The following is a 1201-nucleotide window of genomic DNA, read 5'->3' as shown; positions in this document are numbered from 1 at the left end:
TGATGAATCGAAAGAAACATCTTCGGGTTGTGAGGTTAAGCGACTAAGCGTACACGGTGGATGCCCTGGCAGTCAGAGGCGATGAAGGACGTGCTAATCTGCGAAAAGCGCCGGCGAGGTGATATGAACCTTTGACCCGGCGATGTCCGAATGGGGAAACCCAGTGCAATTCGTTGCACTATCGTTAACTGAATACATAGGTTAACGAGGCGAACCGGGGGAACTGAAACATCTAAGTACCCCGAGGAAAAGAAATCAACCGAGATTCCCCCAGTAGCGGCGAGCGAACGGGGAGCAGCCCAGAGTCTGAATCAGCTTGTGTGTTAGTGGAACGGTCTGGAAAGTCCGGCGATACAGGGTGACAGCCCCGTACACGAAAGCACACAGGTTGTGAACTCGAAGAGTAGGGCGGGACACGTGGTATCCTGTCTGAATATGGGGGGACCATCCTCCAAGGCTAAATACTCCTGACTGACCGATAGTGAACCAGTACCGTGAGGGAAAGGCGAAAAGAACCCCGGCGAGGGGAGTGAAAAAGAACCTGAAACCGTGTACGTACAAGCAGTGGGAGCACCTTCGTGGTGTGACTGCGTACCTTTTGTATAATGGGTCAGCGACTTATATTCTGTAGCAAGGTTAACCGTATAGGGGAGCCGAAGGGAAACCGAGTCTTAACTGGGCGTTAAGTTGCAGGGTATAGACCCGAAACCCGGTGATCTAGCCATGGGCAGGTTGAAGGTTGGGTAACACTAACTGGAGGACCGAACCGACTAATGTTGAAAAATTAGCGGATGACTTGTGGCTGGGGGTGAAAGGCCAATCAAACCGGGAGATAGCTGGTTCTCCCCGAAAGCTATTTAGGTAGCGCCTCGTGAACTCATCTTCGGGGGTAGAGCACTGTTTCGGCTAGGGGGCCATCCCGGCTTACCAACCCGATGCAAACTACGAATACCGAAGAATGTTATCACGGGAGACACACGGCGGGTGCTAACGTCCGTCGTGAAGAGGGAAACAACCCAGACCGCCAGCTAAGGTCCCAAAGTCATGGTTAAGTGGGAAACGATGTGGGAAGGCACAGACAGCCAGGATGTTGGCTTAGAAGCAGCCATCATTTAAAGAAAGCGTAATAGCTCACTGGTCGAGTCGGCCTGCGCGGAAGATGTAACGGGGCTAAACCATGCACCGAAGCTGCGGCAGCGAC

At 52.9% G+C, this 1201-nt stretch carries 1 rRNA gene; it reads left to right on the top strand.

The window, feature by feature from the left end:
- Positions 1 to 33 precede the first annotated feature (33 nt).
- A 23S ribosomal RNA gene (locus BJ885_RS23125) occupies positions 34 to 1201 on the top strand; the annotation flags it as partial.

Source organism: Enterobacter sp. WP_7_1 (genome assembly GCF_003688535.1).
Classification (GTDB): domain Bacteria; phylum Pseudomonadota; class Gammaproteobacteria; order Enterobacterales; family Enterobacteriaceae; genus Enterobacter; species Enterobacter asburiae.
The sequence above is the reverse complement of the archived record's forward strand: the minus strand, read 5'-3'. Positions and strand labels throughout refer to the sequence as shown.